Below are 21,399 nucleotides of genomic sequence, written 5' to 3'. Positions count from 1 at the left end.
GCCGCGCAGTAGGCGGGGGACCGGGAGACACACCCTTAGTCGGCCGCCGCGCGAAGATCGTCCAGCAGTCGGGCGCGGTCGCGATCCGGTCCGCCGGACCGGAGGCCGCCGTACGCCGGGCCGGGCGACCGGCGGTGGGTCCACTCGAGCACGGCGATCAGCGCGGCGACCAGGACGAGCAGCGCGATCATCGCACTCCGACCCCCTTGAAGAACGTGTAGTGGAAGGTCCCGCCGGGCTCGGCGGTGCGTTCCAGGTCGCGGATGCCGCGCGCCCAGGCGTCCGGCGTACTGAGGCCGGTGGCGATCGACCGGTCGCGGACCGAGCCGACCATCGCGATGAACGTCTTGCGGGTGAAGCCGTCGACCAGGTGCGGCAGGGTCTCGTCGGCGTACACAGTGCGCGGCTCGGTGACGACCGCGGTGAACCCTGCGGCGGTGAGCAGCGGCTGGACCCGGCGGCCGATCAGCGCGTCGCCGCCGGCGTCGGCCTGGCTGCGGTTGAGGCACTCGATGACGACCTGAGCGTCCTCGCTGCGCGGGTGGTAGATCGCGGAGCCGTGGTCGCCCTCGACGACCGTGATCGTGCCGCCCGGCCGGAGATGCTCGCGGAGCTTCTGCAGCGCCTCGACCGGGTCCGGCAGGTGTTCGAGCACGAAGCAGACGAACAGGTGGTCGAACTCGGCGTCCGGGAGGTCGTGCAGGTCGCCGTGATGCCACTCGACCTGCCCGTACGGCGCTGCGCCGGCGACGCGGCGTTTGGCCTCGGCGAGCGACTCCTCGGAGATGTCGACCGCGGTCAGCGTGATTCCCGGGCTGCGAGTGAGCAGCTGGACGGTCTGCGCGCCGACGCCGCAGCCGACCTCCAGGACGCGGCTGCCAGGTGCGTACTGCGTGCCGCCGTGCAGGAGCCCGGCCAGTGTGCCTGCCTGGTCGCTGAGGCGGCGGGTCTCGGATTCGGTGTAGCCGTGGACGTAGTCGGTTCCCATGAGTCCACCGTGCGCGCCACAATGGTCCGGTGAGTAGATCCAATCCGGGCGAGATTGGCAGGTCCATAACTGCAGGGTCGGACTTCCTGCAGCTGAGCACTGCCGGTGTCGCACCAGGCGGGCTGTCGACGTGGCTGGCCGACCAACTCCGCGCCGCGATCGCCGACGGCCGCCTGCCCCTGGGCACCCGCCTCCCCGCCAGCCGAGTCCTGGCCGCCGATCTGCAGGTCTCCCGGGGCGTGGTCACCGAGGCCTACCAACGCCTCACCGAAGACGGCCACACCACCGCCAGAGGAAGAGCCGGTACGACGGTCGTCGCGGTTCCCTTCACCACCAAAACCTCAACTTCTTCTGGTGAGTCTCCTCGTCCTGTGGTCGTGCAGGCACCCGGCGTCGACATCTTCGACGCCCTCCGATCAGCCCCGGCGCGGATCGACCTCACCCCCGGCGTTCCCGATCTCACCGCCTTCCCCCGCGCCGCCTGGCTCAAGGCCGAGCGCGCCGTGCTCGACCGGCTCTCCGCCGCGTCCTTCGGCTACGGCGACCCCGCCGGTACGCCGGAACTGCGGCTGGCCGTCGCGCGCTGGCTCGCGCGCTACCGCGGCGTCCAGGTCGACCCCGCCGAGGTCATCGTCGTCGCCGGAGTCGCCCAGGCGCTCAGCCTCATCACCCAGATCCTCACCGCCGACGGCATCCACGAACTCGCCGTCGAGGACCCCGGCTCGCTCGGCTCCCGCCAGCACCTGCAGAACCTCGGCCTGCGCACCCCACCCATCCCGGTCGACGCGGACGGCGTACGCGTCGACGAGCTCTACCGCAGCGGAGCGCGCGCCGTACTCCTGACCCCCGCGCACCAGTTCCCCACCGGCGTCGTCCTGGACGGCGAACGCCGCCGCGAGCTGATCCAGTGGGCGACCGAGACCGACGGCCTGATCGTCGAGGACGACTACGACGCCGAGCACCGCTACGACCGCCCGCCGGTCCCCGCTCTGCGCGCGATGCTCGCCGACCACGTGATCTACGCCGGCAGCGTCTCCAAGCTGCTCGCCCCCGCGCTCCGGATCGGCTGGATGATCCCGCCCCCGGCGTACCGCGACCGCCTGATCGCCGCCAAACGCCTGGCCGACCTCGGCAATGCCGCCCTGCCGCAGCTGGTCCTCGCCCACCTGATGGAGTCCGGCGACCTCGAACGCCAGCTCCGCTACGCCCGCCGCCGGCACCGCCGGCGCCGCGACGCGATGATCGATGCCATCAGCAACCACCTGCCGACCGCGACGGTCCACGGCGCCGCCGCCGGCCTGCACCTCACGATCACCTTCCCGGCCGGCTCCCTCGACGACGTGGCCTTCGCCACGCAGGCCCTTGCCGAAGGCATCAAGACCCACCCCCTCAGCTGGCACACCCAGACCCCGCACCCACCCGGCCTGGTCCTCGGCTACGCCGCCCGCACCCCGACGGCGATCACCGAGGCTGTCGCGACACTAGCAGCCGTGCTGCGCCGTACGCCGGCACCCACCAGTTCGCCCGCCCGGCCAGGCGCATGAACGCCGGCAGCAGGATCCCGCGGATCACCGTCGCGTCGACCAGGACGGCGACCGCCATCCCGACCCCGATCATCTTCAGGTAGACCACGCCGCCCGTCGCGTAGACCGCGAACGACAGCGCGAGCACCACGGCCGCCGTACTGACCAGTGGAGCGGTGCGCTGCAGGCCGGTCGCGACCGCGAGCTCGTTGTCGCCGGTCCGCAGGTACTCCTCCCGGATCCGCGACACGATGAACACCTCGTAGTCCATCGACAGCCCGTAGACGATGCAGAACATCAGTAGCGGCATGCTCGCTTCCAGCACCCCGGTCGGCGTGAACCCGAGCAGTCCGGACAGGTTGCCCTGCTGGAACACCCACACCATCACCCCGAACATCACCCCGAGGCTCAGCAGGTTGAGCAGCGTCGCCTTCAGCGGGAGCAGCACGCTTCCGGTCGCCAGGTGCAGTACGGCGAAGCTGAGCAGCAGGATCACGCCGAGGACCAGCGGGATCCGCTCGGTGAGCGCCGACCGCCAGTCGAGCATCTCGGCCGGACTGCCGCCGATGATCACGTCGTACGGCGCGGGCACGGCCCGGACGCGGTCGACCAGCGCGCCGATGTCACCTTCCAGCGCGGACTGCGTCGGCGTGACGGTCAGGTAGGTCCCGCCCTCGGCGGTGAAGCGGTCCGAGCCTGGCGGGATCACACGACGGCCTTCGACGTGGACGCCGGCAGCCGAGTCGACCTGCGCGACTCCGTCGACCCGCGACAGTTGCTCCGCGTACTGCGTACTGCGGGCGCCGGGTGTGCCTTCGGCCTGCCGAGCGACCAGGTAGAGCGCGTCAGACTCCTCCTGGCCGAACTCGTCCCGGATCTCGTCGGCGGTGATCCGGCTGGAGGCTTCGGCCGGGAGGATGCGCGCATCAGGCAGACCGAAGCGCAGACCGAGAGCGGGCGATGCGAGCAGCAGGACGAGCGCGAGGACAGCTCCGCCGATCAGCAGCGGACGGCGCATGACCGCTTGCGCGACCCGGAACCAGCGGCCCTGCTCGACCGGCCGACGGCGTACCGGTCCGGCGGCGCGACGACCGAGCAGGGCCAGCGCCGCGGGAAGGACGACCAGGGAACCGACGAGCGCCGAGCCGACGACCAGGATGCCCGCGTAGCCGAACGACCGGAGGAAGGACAGCGGGAACAGGAGCAGGGCGAGCAGGGAGGTCGCGACCGTGAGACCGCTGAAGAAGACCGTCCGCCCGGCGGTCCGTACGGCGACCACCACCGACTCGCCGATGTCGTTGCCCGCAGCAAGTTCTTCGCGGTATCTCGCGATCACGAACAGGCAGTAGTCGACCCCGAGCGCAAGCCCCATCACCAGCGCGAGGTTGGCCGCGAAGGTGGAGACCTCGGTCACCCCGGCGATCATCCGCAGCCCGGCCAGCGCCCCCGCGGTGGCGAAGACGCCGACGCCGAGCGTCAGCAGGGCGAGTGCGACCCGGCGGTAGATCAGGAGCAGCAAGAGCAGCACCATCGGCAGGACGATCGCCTCGGCGCGGAGGAAGTCGGTGCGCGCCTGGGCGCCGATCTCGCGGAACACCTCGTCCTGACCGCCCGCACGGACGGTGAGAGGGCCGGACTCACCGGCGTACCGGTCGGCGAGCTCGCCGACCCGGGCGCGGGCCTCGTTCACCTCGCCCGGGACGCGGACGAGGATCAGCGCTTGGCTCCCGTCCCGGCTGCGCAGTGCGGGGCTGTCGCCGCGGGACCAGTACGAGCCCGTCTCGGCGACACCCGGCTCCCCCGCCAGCCGGCGATCCAGCTCGGCGGCGGCCCGTCGTACGGCGGGATCGTCGACGCCGGGCGCCCCGGCGTCGACGAGCAGGATGAGGTTCGGCGGACCGGTCCGGAACTGGTCCGCGAGCATCTGCCGCGCCTGGTCGGACTCGGACCCGGGAGCGGCGATCCGGGACAGCGAGAGGGCACCGAGCGCGCCGGCGGCGACCAGCAGCAGGGCGACGGTCAGCGCACCGGCCAGGGCGACGACGAGGATCCGGCGCCGGACCACCCATCCGGCGAACCCGCTTCCGGCCCGGTGGTCGGCGGCGATGTCGTGCTGCGGCATGGCGGAGCCCCCAGGGTAGGATGACGAAACGCGAGTGATTGCTCGCATGAGAGTGCAACTGCAAAATACGAGCTATTGCTCGCGTTTGTCAACGGACCTGTCCGGACGGAGGACCCCAGTGGCCGAGGAGCCGCGCCGCCAGGCGCGTGGGCAACGGCGGATGGAGCAGCTGACCGATGCCGCCGCGCTGGTCTTCGCCGAGGTCGGGTACGCGAAGGCGACGACCAACGCGATCGCCAAGCGGGCCGGAGTCTCGCCGGGCACGCTGTACCAGTTCTTCGCGAACAAGGAGGCGCTCGCCACGGCCCTGGCTGACCGCTACCGGACGGCGCTGCAGGAGGCGCACGCCCAGGCGTTCGACCCGACGGCGGCACAGCTGCCGCTGCCCGAGCTGGTCGACCGGATGATCCGGCCGATGGTCGAGGTCAACCTCGCCAACCCCGGTTTCAAGACCCTGTTCGCCGGGCCGGACCTGCCCGAACACCTGACCGCGCCCGCTCGTGCCCTGCAGGCCGCCGTCACCGGCAAGGTGGCCGAGATCGTGGCCGTCCGCGCGCCCGGGCTCCCCGCCGACCGTCTGCAGCAGACCGCGACGGTCGCCACGCAGATCTTCGCCGCGCTGCTCGGCACGGTGCTCGCGGCTCCGCCCGCCGACCGGGAGTCCTGGATCCAGGAGCTCAACCAGGCCCTGGTCGGTTACCTCACCCCGGTTCTTTCCTGAGGGACAGCTCCAGGAAGCATGGCCGGCCGGCTCCGCTAGTTATCCTGTACGACGTCCTGCCGCACGGGCCGGCGCGGGCGCGGCAGGACGAGCGGCGTACCGGTCAGCGGGTCGGGGATGACCTCTGCGGCCAGACCGAAGACGTGCTCGACCACCTCAGGCGTGATCACCTCGGCCGGGTTGCCGGTGGCAACCACCTCTCCGGACTTGAGGGCGATCAGGTGGTCGGCGTACCGGCTGGCGAGGTTGAGGTCGTGGAGGACGAGGACGATCGTCTTGTGGTGCTGGTGATTGAGGTCCTGGACGAGGTCGAGGATCTCCAGCTGGTGGGCCAGGTCGAGGAACGTCGTGGGCTCGTCGAGCAGCATCGTGTCGGCGTCCTGCGCGAGAGCCAGGGCGATCCAGACGCGTTGGCGCTGGCCGCCGGAGAGCTGGTCGAGGGAGCGGTTGGCCAGGTCGGCGGTGCCCGTGGCGGCGAGGGCCTCGGTGACGACCTTCTCGTCCTCGGGGGTCCACTGACGGAACCACCGCTGGTGCGGATGACGCCCGCGGCCGACGAGGTCGGCGACGGTGATGCCTTCGGGGGCGACCGGCTGCTGCGGGAGGAGCCCGAGCTTCGTGGCCAGTTGGCCGCCGGGGATTCGGCGGACGTCGACGTCGTCCAGGTAGACGGTGCCGCCGCGCGGCACCAGCAGGCGGGCGAGGCCGCGCAGCAGCGTGGACTTGCCGCAGGCGTTGGCGCCGACGATGACGGTGATCTTGCCCTGCGGGATGTCGACCGAGAGGTCGTGCACGACCGGCGTACCGTCGTACGCGAGGCTGAGGTTCTCCGAACGCAACATGGTTATCCTCCTCGGCCGACGCGGTTGGCTCGGGCCATCAGCAGCAACAGGTAGGGCGCGCCCAGGAACGCCGTGACAACGCCGACGGGCAACGGGATCGGCGCGAACAGCTCGCGCGCGACGAGGTCCGCGGCGACGACCAGCAGCGCGCCGATCGCGCCGGAGGCGAGCAGGCCAGCGGCGCGTTCGGCGAGCAGGCGGCGGGCGATCTGCGGAGCGACCAGCGCGACGAAGCCGATCGGGCCGGCAGCCGCCGTCGCCAGGGCGGCGAGGCCGACGCCGATCGCGATCAGCAGACCACGGGACAGCTCGACCCGGCCGGCCAAGGTCCGGGCGAGGTCGTCGCCGAGTTCGAGCAGACGGAGTTGCCGTGACGCGACCACGGCGCCGGGGAGCAGCACCAGCAGCGTGAGGCCGATCATCCACACCTCCGCCCAGGAGCGCCCGGCCAGACTGCCGGACAGCCACATCAGCGCGCTCTTGGCCGTGTAGATGTCGGCCAGGGTCAGCAAGTAGGCCGTGAGCGAGCCGATGATCGCCGTGACGCCGATCCCGACCAGCACCAGCCGGTACCCGGCCACACCGCGTTTGAAGGCGAACAGGTAGATGGTGATTGCTGTCAGCAACGATCCGCCGAGCGCGCCGACCGGGAGCCAGAACGGGCTGGCGCCGAGGATGGTGATCACCACGACGGCGGCCAGAGCGGCGCCGGCGTTGATGCCGATCAGGTCCGGGCTGACCAGCGGGTTGCGCGCGAGCCGCTGGAAGATCGCGCCCGACACGGCGAAGGCGAACCCGACGCCCAGTCCGACCAGGACCCGGGGCAGCCGGTTGTTCACCACCACGTCGGTCACGATCAGCGAGCCGTTGCCGGCGAGTGTGCTGAGGACTTGGGCGAGCGGAATCTCGTAGTCGCCGATGGTCAAGGAATAGGCGCCCACAGCAACGGCCACCAGCAGACCGGTCAGTGTCACGACCACCGCGCCGACATCGAGCCGACCTGACAGTGGGCCGATTCGCACAGCCCGGCTCATAGTTCGGCCAGCCTTTGACGGCGTACCAAGGCGATGAAGAGCGGAGCCCCGACCAGTGCGGTGATGATGCCGACCTGCAGCTCGTCCGGACGCACCACCAGCCTGCCGACGACATCCGCCAGCAGCAGCAACGTGGGCGCCAGAACGATTGAGTACGGGAGGATCCACCGGTAGTCCGCGCCGACGATCGCCCGTGCGACATGCGGGACGGCGAGACCGACGAACCCGATCGGCCCGGCCATCGCGGTCGCCGTACCGGCCAGCAGCATGATCGCGAGCCCGGCCAGGACGCGGACGAGGTTGACCCGGGTGCCGAGCGTGGTCGCGAGCTCCTCGCCCAGCGCCAGCTGGTTGAGGGATCGCCCGAGCACCAGCGCCAGGACGATGCCGATGGCAACGAACGGCACGGCCTGGCCGACGATCGGTCCGGTCGCCAGCGTGAGCGACCCGACCACCCAGAAGCGGAACTCGTTCAGCGTCGACAGATCGAGCAACGTCGCCGCCGACGTGACGGACCCGAGCATGGCCGACAACGCCGCACCGGCCAGCGCCAGCTTGACCGGCGTCGCGCCGCCGCGCCCGAGAGCGCCGACGAGGTAGACCACGACGGTCGCGATCAGTGCGCCGCCCATCGCGAACCACACGTACCCGGTCAGGCTCGTCACCCCGAAGACCCCGATCGCCGCGACGACGGCGACCGCGGCGCCGGCGTTCACGCCGAGAATCCCCGGATCCGCCAACGCGTTGCGCGTGACGCCCTGCATCAGCGCACCGGCCATCCCGAGCGCGGCGCCGGCCATCAGGCCGGTCGCGGTCCGCGGCAGGCGCAGGTACCGGATCACCCGATCGGTGTCGGAGCCGGTGAAGTCCGCCGCCGCGAGGTAGACGTCTCGCGGGGCGAACCACTCGGTCCCGGCCAGCAAGGAGAGCAGCACCGCGGCCAGCAGGACGACGAACGCGACGACCAGGCCACCGGTCTTGGTCAGCCCGTGGTGCAGGAGGCCGCCCGAGCCTGTCCCGCCGCGCCGGTCGTCGACGACCAGCGCCGTCACTTGACCAGGTCGGGATGGATGATCTTCGCGATCAGCTCGGTCGAGTTCGCGCCGCGGACGCCGGCCGAGTGGTGCGCGAACAGCCACGGCACGACGTGCTTGTTCTTGACGGCTTTCAGGTTCGCGAACGCCGGGTTCTTCATCAGCTTGTCGACGTCCGGCTGCCCCTGCGCCTCGGTCAGCGTCGCGTCGCAGCAACCGCTGATCAGTACGTAGTCCGGGTCGGCCTTGATGAACTCCTCGACGCTGATCTTCACGTTCCGCTTCGAGGTCAGGCCCGCGAACGCGTTCACCCCGCCGGCCTGCTTGATCAGCACCGTGCCGAAGTCCGGGCCACCGGACACGGTCATCCCGCCGCCCTCGAGCCCGGGCCGCACGATCGCGACCGTCGGCTTGTCCGCGCTCTCCACCTTCGCCTCGACCGCCGCGATCCGGGTCTTCTGGTCGGCGATCACCTGCTCGGCCTTGTCGCTCGCACCGAACAGCTGGCCCAGGTCGCGCAGGTCGGCGTACACGTTGTCCATCGAGACCGTCGACGGGTCGATCGCCTCGTCGCCCTTGCCGTCCGCGGTCGGGCAGAGCGGGCTGAAGATCCAGGTCTGTACGCCGAGGTCGGACAGCGACTTGCGGCTGCCGAAGCTGCCGTCGCTGCCGGCGGCGTTGAAGATGTCGTTGAAGCCGGACAGCACGAAGTCCGGGTTCAGGCTGAGCAGCTCCTCGCGGCTCGGCATGTTCTTGTAGTACTTGCGGTCCTTCTGCGCCGCGACGTACTCGGGCAGCGGCTCGGAGTCGAGGAACGCGGTCCCGATCAGCCGGTCGGAGACGCCCAGCGCGTGCACCATCTCGATGGCCGGCTGGTACGCCGCGAACACCCGCTCCGGCGGGCCGTCGACGGTGACGTCGAGCCCGCAGTTCTTGACGGTCGTCGCGCTCGCGCTCGGACCTTCGTCGGCGCCGGCACTTCCGCAGGCGGCGACCAGGGACAGGAAAACGGCAGCAAGCACTGCCTTGGGTACGACGGCCATGGCGACCGTTCCTCCAACACCTCGTGGACGGGACGCGTCGTGGCCGGTCTCCTGGCTGACGGGACGACCGCATCCGCCGAGCTGACCTTCCCAGCCCCTCCGGGCCAGTGGTCTCACACCTGGTGAACGCTCAGCGGACAATCCCGATCACAGTGGCGAGGGCCGCGCCGGTACTCCACCGGCTTCCCGAACACCACGACCGGCACACGGTAACCCACCCTGCGACCGAGTCGCAGCACACGGTCCACGGGCGACGGTGGGGCGGGGCGGCGGCGGGAGGCGGCGCGGGCCCGGGGCGGGGGCGGGCGGCCGGCGGCGTACGGCGCCTCAGCGGGTGTAAAGCGGCGACACGGCCAGCGCGAAGGTGACCATGTCGTCGGTCTTCACCGTGTTCCCGGGGAGCGGGACCAGGTCGGCGATCTTGCCGGTGCCGACGCGGATCGTGCCGCGGCCGGTGGCGGTGTCGACGTACCCCTCGTCGCCGAGCGGCACGGACTGGGACGTGGGCGCCTTGCGGACCGAGGCCATCGCCGCCTCCGCGTCGGGGACCCGGCGGGCCGTGGTGTACAGCACACTCGTCGCGGTGATCCAGCCGCAGACGATGTCGCCCGCGGGTGTCGCGCTGTCGCGCCGGGCCGTGGCCACACTGCCCATCACCTTGGCGGCCGCGTTCGTCCCGCGGTCGCACTCCGGCCGGCTGATCATCGGCGCCGCCTCCGGCAGCCCGGCGGCCTGACGCGCCGCCTCCTGCGCCAGTACGACGTACTTGGTCGGCGTCGCCGCCGGGCCCTCGACCTTGTACAGATGCGTCCCCAGCAGGAACACCGCGAACTTGCTCGTCCCGAACCCACCCTGCCCGACCGCGATCGCCCGAGCCGGCTCGCCCTTCGTCGCGGCGTACGCCTTCTGCGCGGCCGTCAGCTCGGTCCTCGTCGCCGGCAGCACCGACACCCCGAGCCGCAGCGCAGGCCCGTCCGGGTTCGTGCTCAACCCCAACTGACAGATGTCGTAGCTCGGCATCCCGATCTCGGCCGGCACCCCCTCCAGCTGAATCCGCACCGCCGGCACCGCCAACGTCGCCTGCACCAACGACTGATCCATCCGCACACACAAGGTGTCCGCCACCTTCGCCGTCGGCGGAACCCCCGGCGACTCCGAAGGACTCTCGCTCGGCGTCTCGGTCGGCGTCGTACTCACCGAAACCAACGGCGGCACACTCGGCGCGGTCTCACCGGAACCCCCACCACATCCGGCCACGACAAGCCCGGCCACCACGAAGACAACTACTGGACGGATACGCATGGTGACCCGACTCTAGCCGGAGCTCCGCAGCTCCCGCTCCTCCTGCGACGGTCCTCCTCCGCGATGCCTTTCCACCAGGGTGGAAACGGGGGCGCCGCCGGGAATTCGGCACGGGCCGAATCTTCTTTCTGGCCCGTCCGGCGGCCGCACATACTCATCCGCACATCAGGGGTGCGGATGATCGTCGGAGGGGACGGCATGGTGCGGAGAGTTCTTGTCGCGTTGTTGGTGGGGGTGTTCGGCGTTTCGGCGTCGACGGTCCCTGCGCAGGCGATCTCAGGTGGTGCAACGGTGAACCCGAACTGGACCGGGTTCGTGGTCAAGATCAACATCGGTGGTGCGAACCCACGGGCATGCACGGGTGCCCTGGTCGACCCGCAGTGGGTCGTGACCGCCGCGAGTTGTTTCGCCGAGGGTGCCCAGGGCGTGGTCAAGCCGGGCCTTCTGGCCAGTCCGACGACGGCGACGGTCGGACGGCCGAATCTCACGGCCGCGGCCGGGCAGGTGCTGCCGGTCGACCGGATCGTGCCGCATCCGAGCCAGGACGTCGCGCTGCTGCGACTGGCGCTGGTCGCGACGACCGGGTCGCCGATCGCAGTGAGCGGTACGGCGCCTTCGGCCGGCGAGCTCCTGGCGGTCTCCGGCTACGGGCGCACGGATGACACCTGGGTGCCCGACGAGCTGGAGGCCGCGAAGGTGGCGACCACTGACGTCTCGAGTGCGACCTTCGGCGTACTCGGGTACGAGGACCCGGCAACCCCGGCCGACGAGCCGCCCGTCTCTGCCTGTCAGGGCGATGCAGGCGGCCCGGTCACCCGGCCCGGAGCCTCGGGTGGGCAGCCTGAAGTGGTGGGCCTGCTGATCGGCTCTGCGCACGACGGCTGTCTGGAGGAGTCCACCGAGGAGGGCACCGGCGCCACGGCGGTCCGCCTCGACGGTCTGCGCGACTGGATCGACACCAACACTCCGGGGTACCGCAGCGGTTTCCATGCGACGTACCTGAGCACGGCCAGCCCCACCACTCCCGGAAAACAAGGGGGAATCGGCGGATTCGACTTCCACGTGGCCCAGGACCAGGTGGTCGCGTTCGACTACGACCATTCGGGCCGGCAGGACCACCTGCTCATGTACCGGCCCGGGAGCAACACCGTCATCATCTCGAAGCTGGACGTCAAGAACCCGCAGGACCCAGCGGACGACAAGTACGTGGCAGTGTTCGTGAGCAAGACCGGAATCGGCGGGTACGCGCTGACCAGCACCGCGGACCGGATCGTGCCGTTCGACTACGACCACGACGGTCAGCTGGACGAACTGGCCGTCTACCGGCCGGGCGCGCAGCAGTTGACGATCATCAGCCATGGTCAGGGATCCTCGTTCAGTACGGCGTACTCCACCCCGTGGTCGATCCTGAGCTCCGACGCGCGGCTCCTGGCCTACGACTTCGACCGCGACGGCAAGTCGGACGACCTGATGGCGTACCGGGTCGGCAGCAACCAGGTCTCGGTGATCACGAAGGGCAGCGGCGCCGCCTTCACGGACAAGCTGCCGATCACCTCGGGCGGCCTGCCCGGCTACACCCTGACCGCCGCCGACCGCGTCGTCGCCTTCGACTACGACCACACCGGCAAGAACGACGACCTGTTCGTCCAGCGCGGCGGGGCGTCGACGCTGACCGTCTTCACCCGCGGCTCCGGCAACACCTTCACCAAGACCTACAGCACCTCGTGGTCGATGCTCGGGAGGAACACCGACGCCATCGCCTACGACTACGACCACGACGGCCGCTCCGACGACATCCTGGCCTACCGCTTCGGGGAGACCGGCCAGTACTCGATCATCTCGAAGGGACCGGGCGCGGCCTTCGAGGACAAGGTGCCGATCACCACGGGCGGAATCGGCGGCTACGACCTCAAGGTCAGCTCCGACCGGCTCGTCGCCTTCGACAGCGAGCACGTCGGCAGCCGAACGAACCTGCTGGCCCACCGCCCCGGCAGCGGCATCGCCTGGGTGATGGACCGCCTCGACCCGCCGCTGCCCAGTACGGCGCCGGTGCAACGACCGCGGGGCGAGACCTCCATCGTGGAGGGCTTCGCGTACCCCGGCGCTGCACGGATCCTCGACGAACTGGGAGTCGAGCTGATCTCGGGCGACGGGCACATCGTGCTCGACGAGGGCTGTGTGGTCCAGCCCGACGAGGCCGGCGTCGGATCGATGAAGGTCCTGTACACGGTCGAGTCCGGCGGGCGCCGGACGCTGTGCCTCACCGTTCTCGGTGACACGGGACGCATCGACCTGATGATTCCGAACGTCTACTCGATCCGCGGAGACGGGTACGAGTCGAACACCGGGCACGACTTCGTCGCGCGGATCGACACGCCGTCGGATCCCGTGGTGGAGATCGAGGGCGATTCGGACTCGTACAACCCGGTGGGGATCGGCGCTGATCCCGAGTCGGAGCCCACCACGCTGCTGCAGATCCGGGTGCCGTGATGGCCGGGCGGAGCAAGCAGGCCGGCAGCGGCATCAGAACGACCGTTGCGTGGCGGTCGCGCCGCCGCCGGGTGCGGATGGCGATCGCGGCGGTGGTGATCGGTGCGCTCGGCGCGTCGTACCTGGTGTCGACCGGGCAACCCGCTGCCGCGAACGAGGCCGCATCGGCCGAACCGCGAGAGTGTGTTCGAGCCGCGGTCGTCGCGGCCTGGGAGTCCGGTGGGCCACAGGTCAAGGCGGCGGCACGGACCGCTCTGCTCGGCGACGAAGCCGCTGTCTGCGCCTTCGTGAACGAGCGCTGGGCCGAGCTGGAGGACGCGGACCGAAGCATCCTGGCGAACCAGATGCACGCCACCGGCGGACCGTCGACCAAGGCCGCGGTGACGCAGGCGCTGGACGCGGAGGACCCGGAGGTCCTTCGCACGTTCCTGGAGTCCGGCTGGCGGGACCCCTGGCACGCGGATCAGGAGATCCGCATCAACCAGATGGTCCAGACCGGCGGTCCGCAGTTGCGGGCGGCCGCCACCCGGGCGATCGACGCGGGCTCCGTCGACGGACTGCGGCAGTTCCTCGAGTCGGGCTGGGAGGGCCCGCACCACGCGGATCTGGAGGTGCGGGTCAATCAGATCCATGCCACCGGTGGAGCGTTGGTGAAGCAGGGGGCGCAGCGCGCGCTCGACGCCGGAAACGTCCAGGCCTTGACCCGGTTCATCGAGGTGGACTGGGGTGTGGCCGCTGCGCGGGACCACGAACGGAACAGCCTGACGGACCTGCTGAGGGCGGCCAAGGAAGCCGGCGCCGAGGCGAAGGCGGAGACGCTCGCGGCCAAGGAACAGGCCGATCGGGCGGTCGCCGAGGCGGACGCCGCCCGGCGAGCAGCGATCACGGCACGCGACGCGGCGAACGCGGCGGCGGGGAACCAGCGGGACGCCGAGATCGCGGCAGGCAACGCGGCTCGCGCCGCGCAACAAGCCGCTGCCGCCGCGCAGCAGGCGGTCGGGGCGGCGAACGAGGCCGCCGCGGCGGCGCGTGAGGCGTCCAGGGCCGCGGTTCGCGTGGCGCTGGCTGCCTCACTCGCCCAGACCAAAGCCGCTGAGGCGTCGAAGGCCGCGGCAGCGGCGCGTCTCGACAAGAACGCCGCGGGCGCGGCCCGGGACGCCGCGCGCGCCGCTCGGGTCGCCGCCGAGGGCGCGAACACGGCCGGCGCAGCGATCCAAGGGGCTGTCGACGCGCTGAACCAGGTCCGGGCGGCGGCCAATGCCGCAAGCTCCGCGGGCGCCAACGCCACTGCGGCCGAAACGGCCGCCAAGGAGGCTGCTGCCGCGGCAACAAGAGCGGGAGCCGACGCTTCCAAGGTCTACGCGGCCGCACAGCGGGCCAGGGCGGCGTCCCTGCGAGCCTCGCGAGCCGCTGCGGCAGCGATCGCGTACGCCAACACCGCGGCGACCGAAGCGATCAAGGCACGGAACGCGGCCCTGGCCGCCGCGGCCAACGCTACGCGTGCAGCGACGGCGGCCGAGGACGCCGCGGAACACGCCGGGAACGCAGCCAACGCAGCAGCACTGGCGAGGGAGCACGCACAGGCGGCAGAGGCCGCGGCCACCGCTGCCCAGACCGCTGCCGAACAGGCGGGCGCGATCTACACCGCGGCGCGCGAGGCCGACCGGGAACGCCTGGAGGTGGCGCACGAGCAGGGGCTGGAAGCGGCTCGCGAGGCGTCGCGCATCATCCAGACGGACGGTCTCGACGTGCCGTCGTACGACCAGCCGCAAGCCGACTGGCACACCCCGGCGGTGAGCGCCGCGCTCGAGGTGATCGCGGACCCGGGCACGTCGCGGGAGGTGGCGGTGGCGAAGGGACGCGAGGTGGCACTGGCCATGGTCCGTATGCCGGGGACCTGGACCAACGAGGCGGCTCGCGACGCCCTGGCCGGCGACGACGAGCAGATCCTGACCTTCGTGCGGGGCGGCCTGGCCGAGGCGGAGGGAATGGACGATCGCACGACGCTGGCCGGGCTGGGCAGTACCGGAACGCCGGCCATGCAGGCGGCGATCAAGACCGCCGCACGCGGGACCGATGCCCAGGTCTCCGCCTTCCTCAGGAACGTGACCTACCCCGAACGCGTCGACGAGGACACGCTGGCCGTCAACCGGATCCTCGCGGCGGCACGGAAGAACGGCGACCAGCACACCGTCGACGCGGCGACGCACGCGCTCGACGACGGTTCCGCGAACACACTGCGGGCGTTCGTCAAGACCGGTCAGCACGCGGCCCGGGAAGCCGACGAGGAGATCAAGGTCAACCAGGTCCTGGCCCGCGCACCGGAAGGCAGCGAGCTGCGGATCGCGGCCGACATCGCGTTGCAGGGGCCGCGCGCGTTCCGGACCAAGTTCATCGAGCAGGGGCACTACCAGGCGGCGTTACGGGACCAGGACACCGCGGCGCACGAGGAGGTCGTCGCGTCCTTGGTGACCCAGGCGGAAGAGGCGGCGTCCCGCGCGCTGGAGAACTCGATGCGTGCGTGGGAGTCCGCGGCGCGGGCGGCCGGCGCGGCCGCGGAAGCTGCCGAGCACGCCGCTGCCGCCGAGCAGGCGGCGCGGGACGCGAGTGCGCACGCCACGGCGGCCGCCGCGGCCGCGAGCCGGGCTCATGCCTCGGCGAACCAGGCGGCGGCGTCGGCGCGGACGGCCATCAGCGCTGCCGCGTCCGCGCACAAGTCCGCGGCGTCCGCGGCCCAGTCGGCGACCTGGGCGCGCATCTCCCTGTCCAAGGCGCAGAAGTTCGCGAACCAGGCCATCGACAGCGCGAACGAGGCCCGGCGGCTCGCCGAGGAAGCCGGCCAGAGCGTCATCGAGGCGGCCGCGGAGTACGACCGGGCCCTCGGCGCGGCCTACCGGCTGATGACCGACGAGCTGGTGGCCCAGGCAGCGGCGGCGACGGGCACGTGCCGCAATCCGCTGCTTCCCGGCGAGTTCACGGCCGAGGGGTACAACCTGGACTGCCTGCAGGACATCGCGGACAACACCGTCGAGCTCGTCGAGGACGGCTTCGACCCGACCCAGCTGGCCTACAAGCAAGGAGTCTTCTGCGAGAACCTGTACGGGCGCGGCGGTCCGCTGTTCGACCGCTGCCTGGCGCACGTGCTCAGCCCGACCTTCATGACGGACGTTCTGACCGACGGGATCGGCGACCTTCTCGACACCATCCACGCGATGGTCGCGGGCCTGAGCGCCATTCTGGAGGAAGTCGCCGTCTGGCGGCTCTGCAAGGGCCCCTGCAAGAAGCTCTACAAGATCCTGACCGGCGACGTGCTGGAGTACGACACCTTCTCCGAGTGGTTGTACTGGAGACAGGTCGAGGCGCGGGAGGAGAGCACCTCGGTCTCGCACTGGCGAGACGTCGCGGTCGGCAACTGGAACATGGTCCAGTGGTACTTCGAGAACAGTTGCTTCGCTCCGCCGTCGGGCATGAGCATCGCCGCTGCCCCGAAGTACCACCACTGCGCGACGCAGAAGGCGAGGTCGGCCCTCTCACAGGCGGGCTGGACCCCACGGGTCTACGACGTCGGTGGGGGTTTCACGGCCAGTCTCAAGATCGAGCACATGGTGCACATCATGATCCGGCACATGTGGGAGTACTTCGGTACGGAGGCCAAGTCGACGCAGACGTACTTCGCGCCGACCGACACGATCGCCAGCGTGACCGGTTACCTGGACCGCGTCGTGCGACAGAATGCTGTCGGCATCCGTGCGTACTTGAACGGAACCCGGAGCAGCTCCCAGTTCACCTTGGTGATCGACGGCTACACGTACGTGCTGGGCATGCGCCGGGACGGCTCGATCGGTCAGTTCTACCGGAAGTGACCGATCACTGGACGGGTGGACTCCCGAAACATCGGATGGGTGGTGACCGTCGACGTGTCTGACGCGAGACTCACGCTGGCCGGCGTGCTGGAGGCTCCGGCAGGTCACGGGACGCTCGTGTCGGTCGGGATGGGACCGGACGGGCCGGCCGCAGTGTGGTCGAGCTCGTCCGGGGCCGCCGACATCCTGGGACGGCAGTCGACCCCGGACGGCGCGTCGTACGCGGCAACGAGGACGGCCACCTCTCCGTCCGCCGTACTCGTGCGTCATGCGGCTGACGGCTCGATCCTGCCGGAGGTGACTGTCGTCGACCGGTTCCCGGTGGCGCACCCGCTGGTGCAGCCGATGCCGGACGGGGGTTACCTGATCGTGGGGGCGCGCTGCCGATGGTCCGACGGCACCCCGGAGCAGAACGCGATCGTGTACTCCCGCGACGGCGTCGTCGAGCGAACCGGGACGCTCGGCGACGGCGTCGAGCATCTCCAGGTGGACGACGACGGCAGGATCTGGGCCGGGTACGCCGACGAAGGAGTGCTCGGTGCCTTCGGATGGAACGGTCCCGGCCCCTTGCCGCTCGGAGCGCCGGGCGTCGTCCGGTGGTCTCCAACCTTCGACAAGCAGTGGGAGTTCCCGTCGGACGACGTGTGGATCGACGCCTGTTACGCACTGAACGTCTCCGGCGACACCGTGCTGGCCTGCCCGTACGCCGACTTTCCGGTACTGCGGATCCGGCAGGGTGAGGTCGAGGTGGGCACGACCAGCGCCGAGGGTCCCAACGGGATCGTGGCCGCGGGCGACACCGTCGGCCTGATCGGGAGCTACGACGAACCAGGCAGCGTCCTCGTCGGGCGGCTGACGGACGGGCAGCTGGAATCGCCGCGCACGTGGAGCCTCACGATGCCCGACGGGAGTCCTGTTCCGCCCGTCCGTGTCACCTGCCGTGGCTCGGTCGCGCACTTCTTCGTCGGGACCGCGTGGTTGCGGTTCACCCTCACTGGGGGACCTCCGTCAGGGCCCCGTCCTGTCAGGTCTCCGCAGGTGTGACAGCGCTTTGAAAGTGCAGGCACGTGGAATGTGTGGTGGCACCGGGCTCCGGTGTCACCACCTGTTTGCGTGCACCGGAGGTTGCCGATGCTGCGGATCCACTTCACCTCGGAGGACCTGATGCGGGTCCGGCTCGCGGCCGGGCCGGATCCTCTGTGGGAAGCGATGCTGAGCGCGCATCAGGTCGACCTGGTCGGCGGGCCGGTGGTGTTCGGGGAGTGGCGGTCGCGGGTGCGGGCCGTGCTGTCCTCGGAGGCGCGTGTGTACCTGCGGCTTGCGTCGCAGCAGGGGTACACGCCCGACTTCCTCACGTCTGCGGGCGATGCCGGCGAGCTGGACGAGGGCCTCGACTCGGTGGTCGGTACGTCGACGGCGCGCTTCCGGAACGAGCTGGGGATCCTTGGCCGGCAGGGTGAGGTGTCTCGGTGGGCGGCCGATCCGCCGGGGTCGGCCGGGGCCCGGCGGCGGTTGGCCGCTGGTCTTCGGGCCTATCACGACGAGGCGATCGCGCCGTACTGGAGTGCGCTGAGCCGCAACGTCGACACCGACATCGCGGCTCGCGCGCGGATCCTGACCGGCGCTGGGACGGCGGCGCTCCTGGCGTCGGTGCATCCGTCGATCACGTGGCGGGAACCGGTGCTGACCATCGACACCCGGGTGGAGCGTGACCTGTACCTGGAGGGCAGGGGGCTGACCTTGCAGCCGGCCTATTTCTGCTGGCGCACGCCTTTCGCGCTGGCCGGCGCGGCCCTCGCACCCGTTCTCGTCTACCCGTTGCGGCACCGGACCTCGTCGCTCCAGTCGTCCAGGACCGATCAGCACGAGCGCGCACTCGCGGCGCTGCTGGGCAGGACGCGCGGGGCGGTGCTGGTCGCTCTGACCTACGGCGCGAGCACGGGCGAGCTGGCACGGCAGCTCGGTGTTTCCGCGCCGTCGGCCTCCGAGCACGCGACCGTACTGCGCGAAGCCGGTCTGGTCGCCTCGCGACGCGAGCGGAACAGCGTGTGGCACACGCTGACACCGCTCGGTCACGCCGTGCTGGACGCCGCGACGGCTCTGCCGGACGCCGGTCAGCCGTCCCGCGTCCGGTCGCGGGCCTGACGGCTGATCCGCGCCCCCGCGCAACAGCGTCCGCTAGCTCGGGGTTGCGCGGAGTTCTCGTTCCCGTACGGCGTGTTCGTCGGTGCGGGCGTCGTACCGCCAGAAGTCCTTGAGCCACACCGCTGTGCCGACGACGCCGGCCACGCAAAGGATGCCGCCGCTCACGATGGAGGTGCGGACGCTGGTCAGGTCGGCCACCAAACCGGAGCGGGACTGGCCGCCCAGTGGGCCCAGTGAGTACGACAGCATCTCGATGCCGGCCAAGCGGCCACGCATTTCGTCGGGGATCGTCTGGTTCCAGATCACGGCGCGGAACAGGCCGGAGATCATGTCGGCCCCGCCCGCGACGGCGAAGAAGGCGATGGCGAACCAGATGTTCGGGGCCAGGCCGGCGATGCCGACCGAAGCTCCCCAGGCGATGGTGGCCAGGGTGACCGCGCGGCCGTGGTGGTGGACCCGGCGCGCCCAGCCGCTGGTCAGCGTCGCGAGCATGGCCCCGACGGCTTCGGCGCTGTAGAGGAGGCCGAGCAGTTTGGGTTCCTTCAGGACCTCGGTCGCGAACGCCGGGAACAGCACGATCGGCATCGCGAGGAACATGCCGACCATGTCCACGGCGTACGTCCCGAGCAGATCGCGCCGCCGGACGGCGTACTTGATCCCGTCCCCGATCGCCCGCAGGCTCGGTGGCGTGCTGTGCTCGCTCGGTTTGTACGAGCCCAGCAGCAGGAACAGCAGCGTCGCGATCGCCAGCCCGGCCAGCTCCACGGCGTACGCCCACTTCACACCGGCCGTGCCGACCAGTACGCCGCCGAGCGCGGGCCCGGCGAGCTGGCCGACCTGCAGGATCAGCGAGTTGAGCGTCACCGCGGCGGGCATGTCCTCGTGCCGTACGACGCGCGGGAACAGCGCCTCGCGCGACGGCCGCTGCAGCGACGACGCGATCGCGTTCAGCGCGCCGCAGACGTAGATCAGCCAGATCTGCGGGCTCGCCAGCAGGGTGTTCGCCAGCAGGGCCGCACAGATCACCACCTGCGCGACGCCGGTCAGGACAAGCATCTGGCGCCGGTCGACGTGATCGGCCAGCGCGCCGCCGTACAGGCCGAAGATCACCAGCGGGGCAATCGTCACCAGGCCCATCGCGCCGACCGCGAAGTTCGAGCCGGTCAGCTGGTAGAGCTGGAACGGCAGCGCGACGTACCCGACCATGCCGCCGAGGAAGAACACCGAGCCCGAGATCACCAGGATGCGGAAGTCGCGGGACTGCCGCCACGGGGTCAGATCCACCTTCAGACGGTCCAGCCGCTCGCGGAAACTTGTTGCCACTGGCACATAGTGGCACCCGGCGGCGGGCCGCGACGACCCTATTTCGGCCCTACGGTCGGCTCTGGACGCGGTCTGGACCGGAACCAAACGGCCTCAGCCGGCGTCAACACCAACGGCGCGGGGGACGGCTCGGCGCCGGAGCACAGACGGAGAACCAGATGATCTCGACCACGACGGTCCGAACCCGGGCCTTCGCCCTCGTCGCCGCGGGCGCGGTAGCACTCGGTACGGCGTTGCTGACGCCGGTCACCGCGACCGCGACCGCGAGCCCGGCGACCGCCGCCGCGCCGATGCAGGTGCAGAGCGGTGTGCCGTTCACGCTGAAGCCCGGCGAGATCCTGCGCCCGGGGCAGTACCGCCGGTCCTGGAACAACAAGTACACGTTCATCATGCAGAAGGACGGCAACGCCGTGCTCTACCAGGGCAAGACCGCCCTGTGGTCGAGCGCGACGAACGTCAAGGGCTCGTCGATCTCGCTGCAGCGCGACGGCAACCTGGTCGTCTTCCTGAGCACCCGCGCGATCTGGCACAGCAACACCAACGGCAAGAAGCCGTCCGGCCTGGTCGTCCAGGACGACGGCAACCTGGTGATGTACGACACCGCCAAGCACGCCTACTGGTCGCGCTGGACGGTCATCGAGACGCTGAACCCGGGCCGCGCCCTGAAGACCGGCCAGCTGCTCTACTCGCGCAACGGCATGTACCGCCTGCAGATGCAGAGCGACGGCAACCTGGTCCTGGTCAAGGCCGGCAAGACCCCGCTGTGGTCCAGCAAGACCAGCAAGAAGGGCGCCTTCGCGATCATGCAGACCGACGGCAACCTGGTCGTCTACGTCGGCAAGACCGCCCTGTGGTCGAGCCGCACGAACAAGAAGGGCTCGATCCTGCAGATGCAGGGCGACGGCAACCTGGTCATCTACTCCGGCCGCACCCCGGTCTGGTCCACCCGCACCGGCGGCAAGTAGCCCT

16 protein-coding genes and 1 riboswitch are annotated in these 21,399 nt (G+C 70.7%); of the genes, 7 read left to right on the top strand and 9 right to left on the bottom strand.

The genetic code is table 11. The features are described from left to right. Positions 1-35: 35 nt before the first annotated feature. On the bottom strand, positions 36-191 hold the full coding sequence (locus HDA39_RS33100; protein WP_184801917.1) for a hypothetical protein: 156 nt from the start codon (positions 189-191) through the stop codon (positions 36-38). After that, complete coding sequence (locus HDA39_RS33095) at positions 188-988, bottom strand: methyltransferase (RefSeq protein ID WP_184801915.1); 801 nt, start codon at positions 986-988, stop codon at positions 188-190. Before HDA39_RS33095 ends, HDA39_RS33100 begins: the two co-directional genes overlap by 4 nt. Before the next feature lie 29 nt (positions 989-1,017). Between HDA39_RS33095 and pdxR the strand changes: the two genes are divergently transcribed. After that, complete coding sequence (gene pdxR / locus HDA39_RS33090) at positions 1,018-2,532, top strand: MocR-like pyridoxine biosynthesis transcription factor PdxR (RefSeq protein WP_337926002.1); 1,515 nt, start codon at positions 1,018-1,020, stop codon at positions 2,530-2,532. Here pdxR and HDA39_RS33085 read toward each other — a convergent pair. Further along, positions 2,450-4,633, bottom strand: a complete 2,184-nt coding sequence (locus tag HDA39_RS33085) for an MMPL family transporter (RefSeq protein WP_184801913.1) — start codon at positions 4,631-4,633, stop codon at positions 2,450-2,452. The two genes, pdxR and HDA39_RS33085, sit on opposite strands and share 83 nt — an antisense overlap. A 118-nt stretch (positions 4,634-4,751) precedes the next feature. On the opposite strand from HDA39_RS33085, the gene HDA39_RS33080 reads away from it, so the two are divergent. Beyond that, positions 4,752-5,354 carry a TetR/AcrR family transcriptional regulator gene (locus HDA39_RS33080; RefSeq protein WP_337926001.1) on the top strand — a complete coding sequence of 201 codons (603 nt, stop codon included), beginning with the start codon at positions 4,752-4,754 and terminating at the stop codon, positions 5,352-5,354. A gap of 35 nt (positions 5,355-5,389) precedes the next feature. On the opposite strand, the gene HDA39_RS33075 is transcribed toward HDA39_RS33080, so the two are convergent. The 5 genes from HDA39_RS33075 to HDA39_RS33055 all read right to left on the bottom strand — a co-directional run bounded on the left by HDA39_RS33075 (position 5,390) and on the right by HDA39_RS33055 (position 10,609). Beyond that, complete coding sequence (locus HDA39_RS33075) at positions 5,390-6,196, bottom strand: ABC transporter ATP-binding protein (RefSeq protein WP_184801911.1); 807 nt, start codon at positions 6,194-6,196, stop codon at positions 5,390-5,392. A 2-nt stretch (positions 6,197-6,198) separates the two neighbouring features. Further along, entirely contained in the window at positions 6,199-7,218 is a 1,020-nt protein-coding gene (locus HDA39_RS33070) for a FecCD family ABC transporter permease (protein WP_337926000.1), read from the bottom strand. Positions 7,219-7,226: 8 nt separating this feature from the next. Continuing rightward, complete coding sequence (locus tag HDA39_RS33065) at positions 7,227-8,282, bottom strand: FecCD family ABC transporter permease (RefSeq protein WP_337925999.1); 1,056 nt, start codon at positions 8,280-8,282, stop codon at positions 7,227-7,229. Continuing rightward, on the bottom strand, positions 8,279-9,307 hold the full coding sequence (locus HDA39_RS33060) for an ABC transporter substrate-binding protein (protein WP_184801907.1): 1,029 nt from the start codon (positions 9,305-9,307) through the stop codon (positions 8,279-8,281). Before HDA39_RS33060 ends, HDA39_RS33065 begins: the two co-directional genes overlap by 4 nt. Before the next feature lie 24 nt (positions 9,308-9,331). Next, a riboswitch (cobalamin riboswitch) is annotated at positions 9,332-9,520 on the bottom strand. A gap of 114 nt (positions 9,521-9,634) precedes the next feature. Beyond that, entirely contained in the window at positions 9,635-10,609 is a 975-nt protein-coding gene (locus HDA39_RS33055) for a hypothetical protein (RefSeq protein ID WP_184801905.1), read from the bottom strand. Positions 10,610-10,786: 177 nt separating this feature from the next. On the opposite strand from HDA39_RS33055, the gene HDA39_RS33050 reads away from it, so the two are divergent. The 4 genes from HDA39_RS33050 (at position 10,787) to HDA39_RS33035 (ending at position 19,107) form a co-directional block, all read left to right on the top strand. Next, a complete protein-coding gene (locus HDA39_RS33050; RefSeq protein WP_184801903.1) occupies positions 10,787-13,099 on the top strand; it encodes a S1 family peptidase in 2,313 nt (770 codons plus the stop codon). Next, positions 13,099-16,962 (top strand): ALF repeat-containing protein, encoded by a 3,864-nt coding sequence (locus tag HDA39_RS33045; RefSeq protein ID WP_184801902.1) that lies wholly within the window; start codon positions 13,099-13,101, stop codon positions 16,960-16,962. Before HDA39_RS33050 ends, HDA39_RS33045 begins: the two co-directional genes overlap by 1 nt. A 54-nt stretch (positions 16,963-17,016) precedes the next feature. Continuing rightward, positions 17,017-18,006: a hypothetical protein gene (locus HDA39_RS33040; RefSeq protein WP_184801900.1), complete on the top strand. Its 990-nt coding sequence runs from the start codon at positions 17,017-17,019 to the stop codon at positions 18,004-18,006. An 87-nt stretch (positions 18,007-18,093) separates the two neighbouring features. Beyond that, positions 18,094-19,107 (top strand): ArsR/SmtB family transcription factor, encoded by a 1,014-nt coding sequence (locus HDA39_RS33035; protein WP_184801898.1) that lies wholly within the window; start codon positions 18,094-18,096, stop codon positions 19,105-19,107. Between the two features lie 33 nt (positions 19,108-19,140). On the opposite strand, the gene HDA39_RS33030 is transcribed toward HDA39_RS33035, so the two are convergent. Next, positions 19,141-20,430 carry an MFS transporter gene (locus HDA39_RS33030; RefSeq protein WP_184801896.1) on the bottom strand — a complete coding sequence of 430 codons (1,290 nt, stop codon included), beginning with the start codon at positions 20,428-20,430 and terminating at the stop codon, positions 19,141-19,143. Positions 20,431-20,588: 158 nt separating this feature from the next. On the opposite strand from HDA39_RS33030, the gene HDA39_RS33025 reads away from it, so the two are divergent. Next, the gene (locus tag HDA39_RS33025; protein WP_184801894.1) at positions 20,589-21,395 is read left to right on the top strand and encodes a curculin domain-containing protein; all 807 of its coding nucleotides are present in this window, start codon (positions 20,589-20,591) and stop codon (positions 21,393-21,395) included. Positions 21,396-21,399 lie beyond the last annotated feature (4 nt).

The organism is Kribbella italica, from assembly GCF_014205135.1.
Lineage (GTDB): Bacteria > Actinomycetota > Actinomycetes > Propionibacteriales > Kribbellaceae > Kribbella > Kribbella italica.
This window is presented reverse-complemented; position numbering and strand designations above follow the sequence as displayed.

Excerpts from the sequence above, each read along its gene's own strand:
- HDA39_RS33055 (WP_184801905.1), bottom strand. The coding sequence starts at position 10,609 with ATGCGTATCCGTCCAGTAGTTGTCTTCGTGGTGGCCGGGCTTGTCGTG.
- HDA39_RS33025 (WP_184801894.1), top strand. The coding sequence starts at position 20,589 with ATGATCTCGACCACGACGGTCCGAACCCGGGCCTTCGCCCTCGTCGCC.
- HDA39_RS33035 (WP_184801898.1), top strand. The coding sequence starts at position 18,094 with ATGCTGCGGATCCACTTCACCTCGGAGGACCTGATGCGGGTCCGGCTC.
- HDA39_RS33075 (WP_184801911.1), bottom strand. The coding sequence starts at position 6,196 with ATGTTGCGTTCGGAGAACCTCAGCCTCGCGTACGACGGTACGCCGGTC.
- HDA39_RS33095 (WP_184801915.1), bottom strand. The coding sequence starts at position 988 with ATGGGAACCGACTACGTCCACGGCTACACCGAATCCGAGACCCGCCGC.
- HDA39_RS33045 (WP_184801902.1), top strand. The coding sequence starts at position 13,099 with ATGGCCGGGCGGAGCAAGCAGGCCGGCAGCGGCATCAGAACGACCGTT.
- HDA39_RS33085 (WP_184801913.1), bottom strand. The coding sequence starts at position 4,633 with ATGCCGCAGCACGACATCGCCGCCGACCACCGGGCCGGAAGCGGGTTC.
- HDA39_RS33050 (WP_184801903.1), top strand. The coding sequence starts at position 10,787 with ATGATCGTCGGAGGGGACGGCATGGTGCGGAGAGTTCTTGTCGCGTTG.
- HDA39_RS33100 (WP_184801917.1), bottom strand. The coding sequence starts at position 191 with ATGATCGCGCTGCTCGTCCTGGTCGCCGCGCTGATCGCCGTGCTCGAG.
- HDA39_RS33060 (WP_184801907.1), bottom strand. The coding sequence starts at position 9,307 with ATGGCCGTCGTACCCAAGGCAGTGCTTGCTGCCGTTTTCCTGTCCCTG.